7 protein-coding genes are annotated in these 7,162 nt (G+C 30.8%); 1 reads left to right on the forward strand and 6 read right to left on the reverse strand.

Going from position 1 to position 7,162, the window contains the following annotated elements; translation table 11 throughout:
* The 4 genes from RBH29_RS16800 to RBH29_RS16815 all read right to left on the reverse strand — a co-directional run.
* Positions 1–273 (reverse strand): serpin family protein (locus RBH29_RS16800; RefSeq protein WP_306698159.1); only part of this gene is annotated, 273 nt, incomplete at its 3' end.
* A 106-nt stretch (positions 274–379) separates the two neighbouring features.
* The gene (locus tag RBH29_RS16805) at positions 380–2,110 is read right to left on the reverse strand and encodes a family 43 glycosylhydrolase (RefSeq protein ID WP_306698160.1); all 1,731 of its coding nucleotides are present in this window, start codon (positions 2,108–2,110) and stop codon (positions 380–382) included.
* 230 nt (positions 2,111–2,340) lie between these two features.
* Positions 2,341–3,285, reverse strand: coding sequence for a M56 family metallopeptidase (locus RBH29_RS16810; RefSeq protein WP_306698161.1), 945 nt, complete (start codon positions 3,283–3,285; stop codon positions 2,341–2,343).
* A complete protein-coding gene (locus tag RBH29_RS16815) occupies positions 3,275–3,640 on the reverse strand; it encodes a BlaI/MecI/CopY family transcriptional regulator (RefSeq protein ID WP_306698162.1) in 366 nt (121 codons plus the stop codon). Before RBH29_RS16815 ends, RBH29_RS16810 begins: the two co-directional genes overlap by 11 nt.
* A 390-nt stretch (positions 3,641–4,030) precedes the next feature.
* On the opposite strand from RBH29_RS16815, the gene RBH29_RS16820 reads away from it, so the two are divergent.
* A complete protein-coding gene (locus tag RBH29_RS16820) occupies positions 4,031–4,792 on the forward strand; it encodes a lysoplasmalogenase family protein (RefSeq protein ID WP_306698163.1) in 762 nt (253 codons plus the stop codon).
* Here the strand turns inward: RBH29_RS16820 and cls are convergent.
* Positions 4,778–6,313 (reverse strand): cardiolipin synthase, encoded by a 1,536-nt coding sequence (gene cls, locus RBH29_RS16825; protein WP_306698164.1) that lies wholly within the window; start codon positions 6,311–6,313, stop codon positions 4,778–4,780. The genes RBH29_RS16820 and cls overlap by 15 nt on opposite strands.
* A gap of 198 nt (positions 6,314–6,511) precedes the next feature.
* On the reverse strand, positions 6,512–7,162 hold a 651-nt coding region (locus RBH29_RS16830), incomplete at its 5' end, for a LolA family protein (protein WP_306698165.1).

The raw sequence follows: 7,162 nt of genomic DNA on the forward strand, positions 1-7,162 counted from the left end.
CGAAGTAACTAATGCATCAAATACATCCTGATTCACAGATATAAAATCTTCTTTAATATGAGCCGAAATATTATTCCAAATTGAATTACTATTATTAATTTCAATCTTTTCATCTGATTGATTTAAGTAATTTAATAAATATCTATAACTTTGATTAACTTCAGAAATTTCAAGTCCTTCAAATCCTAAAACTTCTGTCATCTTATCTTTGGTATCGTAAACAGCCCTTTGATAAACCATAGAAATAGCAACTGAAATATTAAATAGGTACATACATTTTTTAAACGAGGGTGCATATATTATTGGTATTTTTTGAAAAAGGGGATAAACAACATCTGTTTTGGTTGTTTATCCCCTTTTTTATCTGTTTTCCAACTACCTAATTCACTTTACTTCCCCATATTGCAACATTTTCTGCTAATGCACTGAATGTCATTACATACTTCTTAAGTCCATCATCCCACTGCTGAAGCACCACTCCTTTGTAATTTTCTCCGTTTATTTCAAACACTATATCGTTCCCATCTTTAAGTTGCCATGTCCCACTTAAACTGCCTGAAATTGTGCCATTACTTTCTAACTTAATTTCAATCGAATCTTTAATATTTGCTGATATATCTTTACCGTGATTTATAAATTCATAAGTACCACTGACTTCCTCTTCTAAGTATTGCCTAATTGTTTCCTTAGCATAGCGATGCGGTGCAATAACAGGCCATCCATCTTCATTAATAAACATTTGATGAACTCTTACCTGATGCATTTCGTCCCTTCCTGGAAAACGAGTGTGGAAAAAGATATAGTATTTATCCTGTTCCTCATCATAATATGCTGAATTATGTCCAGGTGAAACATAGCCTATACCACTTTCTAAAAATTGAAAATTGCCAAGTAACTTAACTCCATAAGGCTCAATAGCAGCATCGTCAAAAAATGAACTTCTTGACCCTTTAGCATCAATCATCTCGTTTCCTGCACCATCATAATATGGCCCATCAGGGTTTTTAGAACGTGCAACTCTAATATTATAGCCCCCTGCTGCATCAAGCCCTCCATATGACAAAAACAAGTAATAATACTCTGATTCAGAACTGTAAAGAATGTACGGGGCTTCAATTCTACTGTGATTTTCTCCTAAAAGTTTCTTTCCATACCCTTGTCCTTCAACAGGTTTTCCTGTATCAGCATCCATTTTAAGAATAAATATTCCACCTGAATAAGAACCATATACCATCCACAGCTCACCTTCATTATCAAAAAAAACATGAGGGTCTATTGCATTTGGGTGAACTGTTGCATCATACTCTCTTCCATCTTCACTTGGTTCTCCCCACATTCCAGACTTTAATAAAATCCCTTCATCTCTATAAGATCCCTCAACATTATCTGCTACTGCCAGCCCAAGAGTAGACCTTGGTGAATCACCTTTACAAAGACAATAGTACATATAATATCTTCCATCATTTAATCTTACTATGTCCCCTGCCCACATTGTGTCTGTTTCTGCCCATTCAAAAGATTCCTTTAACTCATCATATACATTTGGTATCAGTGAATTTCTATTATGAACACTTGAATTTATCTGTTCCCATTGGATTAAATCATCAGTTTTGGCAAAAGCAAGATGCGAACCAATTATATAGTAATAACCATCAACTTTGATTACTGATGGATCATGAACACTAGCCTCTCTGTAACTTGGCACAAAAGAAGGCGTAGTCGGAACAATTTCTGGTGTTGGCTCCGGTGTCAAAGATGTTTCAACAGGAAATTCATTTATAATATCTAGTATATATCTCTTAAGCAAAATAGCATCACTTGAATCAATCAATCCGTCACCATTTAAATCTGCTACCTTCATATAATTTTCAACAGGAAAATCATCAGTTATCTCTAATATATATCTTGCTAACAAATGATAGTCAGTTGAATCAATATTTCCATCTCCATTTAAATCACCATGCAAAATATCTTCTTCAGACTCTAAAGCCGATATTTCAAAAAATATAACATCGGATACTGAAATATTAATACTGCCACAAAACACAACAACGAGAGCAAACATTGATACAATAATTGTACCTACCTTAATAACAGAATTTTTAATCACAATACCTACCCCCTACATATTTTTTGTCTATCTCTTTTCTCTACACAATACAAGTTCGTAAATATCAATTTTTTGTTGACCATTTAAAAATTTTAACAAAGATAAAGAGACGGTTCTTCTGTCCTAGATTGGCATTATGACAAATGAACCCTCTCATTTTCTTTCCCCTGTCCTTAAAGCTTTGACCTTTAGCATTAACTTACGCTAAGCTTACTATAGTTATATCTAAATTATGGGATAACTGGATTGGTTAAGAAAACTATTATCATTAAAATTACAAATACTACAGATAATCCAGCTCCTATAATCGAAAGCCTCTCATAGTTTAACACATTCAAAACCCTAGTTCTTGTGTTAGAAGACTTAAAAGCTGTGTATATAACTCCATTTCTGTTTGTATTCATATTTAAGAGAACATGAGCATATTCTCTCTTTTGTTTTGTTGACAAAGTCCTAACAGCCTTCTGATCACATGTAATCTCCATATCTTTTAAGAATATCATTAAAAATAGCCACATCAAGGCGTTAAACCAGTGTATACAAACTATAAATATAGACAACATCCTTAAAAAATTATCTCGCCTCTTAATATGTATGTTTTCATGTAATAATATATACTTTAATTCTTTTTTAAATTCACGGGGAATAATAATTTTCTGTTTGAAAACACCATAAACCATTGGTGATTGAACTGAATTACTAATATAAATATTGTCTCTTAAATGAATAGATTTATCAAACTCTATTTTAGAGAAAAAATAGAGTATACTTATAATAATTATAGATACTACAACCCCTGCAATCCATACATAAGAGCTAATACTAAACGCTGTTTTAAAATAAGTTTCTCTATACACAACAGGAAATAAGGTTTCTGCAGTTCCTACATAATTGCTAAATGTTGGGGTAATATTAGGTTCATAAGCAATATATTTTAGATGTACTTCTTCTACTCTTTTCACAATACCACCTAAATAATTAAATATACTCATTCTGCTCGAAAGAGCAAAAGGCAAAACAAGTCGAAGAAACACCAGTCCCCACAGCATATATATGCCTATTCTAGGAATTATCTTGAAAAATCTCAATAAGATAATGAATACCCCTATTACAGATGCAGCAATACTCATATTCAAAATAAAATAAAACAGTGTATCAATCACTTTAGTCACCACTTTTCTCAATAATCCTTTTAAGCTCTTCTACTTCATCATCACTTAATTTTTCATTGTCCACAAAGGAAGAAAAGAAAGCCTTTTTAGAACCATTAAAAAGTTTATTAATTAGTTTATTTGTTTCTGTTTTTTGAACTTGCTCTTTTGTAATAAGTGGTGTACAAATAAAGTTTGGTTCATCTCTTTTAACAAAACCTTTACTAACAAGCTTTTTTAATACAGTATACGTAGTATTTTTATTCCATCCAATTTTATCTTCTGCAATAAGCGTCAAATCCTTTGCACTAACAGGTGAATTTTCCCATACAAATTTCATAAGTTTTAGTTCACTGTCGTATAGTTTTATATATTCCATATCACCAACTCCTCCTATAATATTTTCTACCAACTAAAACAATAACCTTTTTTCTGATAGTAAATATTTTGTCCTATCTTAAGGCTTAATCTAAAACCTTGAAGTTTAAATAAGGCTAAACTAGCTTTTTCACTTTTAAACTATTATAGTAGTATGTATTTAAATTATACCAATAGCTCATTTTTGTCAACCCTGACCACTCAATCTAGGTGCACATTATTAAAAGGAAAAAACATTACCTTTATTCACACCACTCAATCAAACACATATAATAAATATAATGAAAATTGAATACACTAATTTTAAATAAATTAGTGTATAAATTTTTTATCAAATGTATTATAATTATAATGCTATCATTTGATTCAGGCTAAAGAGGAGATATTTTTTATGAACAAAAAAGCAACACTCAAAGCTATTTTAATTGCCATTTTTCTTGTCCTTCTCTATTTTGTAACTGTTAATGTGTATTATTTATTTTTTTTACAAAGCGTAGAAGGGCATGCTGCTACAAATCTTTTAAAAAGAATAATACCTCTTTTATGTACAATTATCGTATTTTTAACTGGCAGTAACAAAATTAACAAAAAAGACGCAACTTTTCTTAAAATATCATATTTAATGATTTTAGGTGCTGAAATTTCTTTTATTTTTGATGAATTTATCTTAGGTGTTGCTTTTTTCGGACTCTGTCAAATTTTCCTTAGTATAAGGCATTATGCAGGAATTTCAGATTTACCAAAAGTAAAAGAACACTCACAAAAAATAAAACACAATAAGAAATTTCTCTTTATTTCCGGCACAGTGATAGCACTTGTAGTTACTGTTTTAATCACCACAATCTACTATCCCCCTTTAGGTATGAATACAATTTTTTATTCAATCATTATATATGGAATAATTCTTGGGATATCTTTGTGGATTAGCATTGCAAACTATTATATTGGAAGTTTTCCAAAAAAGAATGCATTAATGATTATGATTGGTATGACTCTTTTTTTTGTAAGCGATATTTTGGTCGGTCTTGAAGTAATAATCGAAGATACGTATAATAAAAATATTCTAAATTTATTTTTATGGTTATTATACGCTCCCGCCATTACTCTTATCGCTTTAAGCGGATACAAATCTTCAAATCTACATAAGGGGTGAAAAAATCCTTAAAATAGATCCTATCAGCAATTTATGCCATTTTGTGTTATTTATATCATCTATATTAATCTCTTTACATACTTTTAAAGTACTCAAAAAGTCCTTCTTCATTTCCATTAAGCTAGGGCTTTCATACATCCAAACACCACATTCAAAGTGAAGATAAAAACTCCTATAGTCTAAATTTATCGTTCCAATAACACCATATTCATTATCTACTATAAGGTTTTTTGAATGAATAAACCCTGGCATATACTCATAAATTTTTACTCCACTTTCAACTAAAACCTTATAATTTAGTTTTGTAACAGCATGAACATACCATTTATCTCCATGGTGGGGAGTTATAATCCTAACATCAACCCCGCCTTTTGCTGCTGATATCAATGCCTTTATCATTTCGTTACTTACAATAAGATAAGGTGTTGTTATATAGATATATTTTTTAGCTTTATTAATTGAGTTTAAATAAACAGTTTCTCCAACCGGCTCATCATCCATCGGACTATCTGCAAAAGGCTGATAATAGCCAGAAGGAGTTTCAGTTTTTATGACCTTTCTATTATCTATAAACCTTCCATAATCTTCTTCAATCCCTTTTAGGTAATCCCACAACGATAAAAACATAACCGTCATATTCAAAACCGCTTCACCTTTTAACATTATCGCTGCATCTTTCCAGTGACCATGCTTTTCTACTTCATTTATATATTCATCCGCTAAATTAATACCACCGGTAAACCCTGTATGACCATCAATAATTACAATTTTTCTATGATCTCTATTGTTTATCCTTGTAGACAGCAGAGGTATAATTGGATTGAAAACACAACATTTAATTCCCATTCTCTCAAGTTTTTCATTATACTTATAGGGCAGTGTAAGAAGACATCCAAAATCATCATATATAATTCTAACTTCTACTCCCCTTCTGACTTTTTCAAGAAGAATATCCAAAATACTATCCCACATAACACCTTCATTAATGATAAAATACTCTAAAAATATATACCTTTCTGCCTTTTTAAGTTCTTCTTTTAATCTTTCAAATTTCCTCTCTCCTAATGGAAGATATTCACTTATTGTGTTTTTAAATGGTGGAAAAAATCCATAATCCTGAATATATCTTGATAAAACAACCAAATTCTCATTTTTCTCCCCTATTTCATCTAAATTTTTTGATTGAGTTTTTAAACTTTTCAATATTTTTTCTGTATTAGCCGCCATCTTCTTCCTGTTTTTTTTACTAAGCTTTTTACCTCCAAAAAACAGATAAAAAAGCCCTCCAAAAATAGGAAACAACACTATTGGAATAATCCATACTATTTTATACGATGGATTAATCTTATCATTTATAATCCAAATAACAGCGATAGTACTTATAAGTATGCTTACCCAATAGAATGCAACAAAGTACTCATTAAATGTAAAAATTACAGCTATTAAAACAAAAATCTGTGCTAATATAGCTGCAACTATTAAAGAAACTCTATGATATAAAATCTTAATTATTGATTTCATTTTAGTCCTCACTATATCTTAAAACTGTTTTTTGTATCCTTACTTAGTACCCCATTATAAAAGATTCTTATATGGAAATCACCGATTTACCTTCCTTAAACTAAGTGTAGGAAGACAAATCGATGTTTGAGTTGAATTAATACTTTTAAAAGCTACTCTCTATAACATTTTATTATGGATTTTCTATTTTTATACCATCTAAAAACCCATCATTTCAGTAAAATCAAGTATCTCATAATCTTCTGGAATGTCGAAAGCACTATCAGGCACTGAACCTATCTCAAGATCTGTGACCTTCATTTCCATAATTTCTCCACCTATAACTTTTAGAGGGAATCCCGTTTCTGCTTCCATCCAAACTTTCATGTTAGTACCCATATGACTTTGCTCAATAACATAACAATCGTTACCATTGTAATCCTCTACTCCAAGATACTCAACAGTTTCCCAATCAACATCATCAATTAACTCATCTATACTAGGCATTTCAAAAATTTCATCACCTAAATCCATAGACATTTTAAAAGCAGATTTTTCATCTGGAGATAATGTATAAATATAATTATCTTTAAGAATCAAAGTCATTGTCTCATCTTCTGCGTCCACTTCAAATCGAGCATTTTCCTGCTTCATTACAATGTTAAATTTCGCTGTTTCTTCATCACCTGTACTAACAACAGCATGGTAGGATAACTCATCAATTTGTGTCGCTGACTCAAATAGCTTCTCTAATTCTTCCTTTGAAAGATCTTCTACTCCTCCACATCCCCATAATGCAATAGCAAACACAAGTGAAATGCATAAAAGCATCAAACCTTTTCCCATCTTATTTTTCTTAACTTTCTTCAT

Source organism: Herbivorax alkaliphila (assembly GCF_030848475.1).
Taxonomy (GTDB): domain Bacteria; phylum Bacillota; class Clostridia; order Acetivibrionales; family Acetivibrionaceae; genus Herbivorax.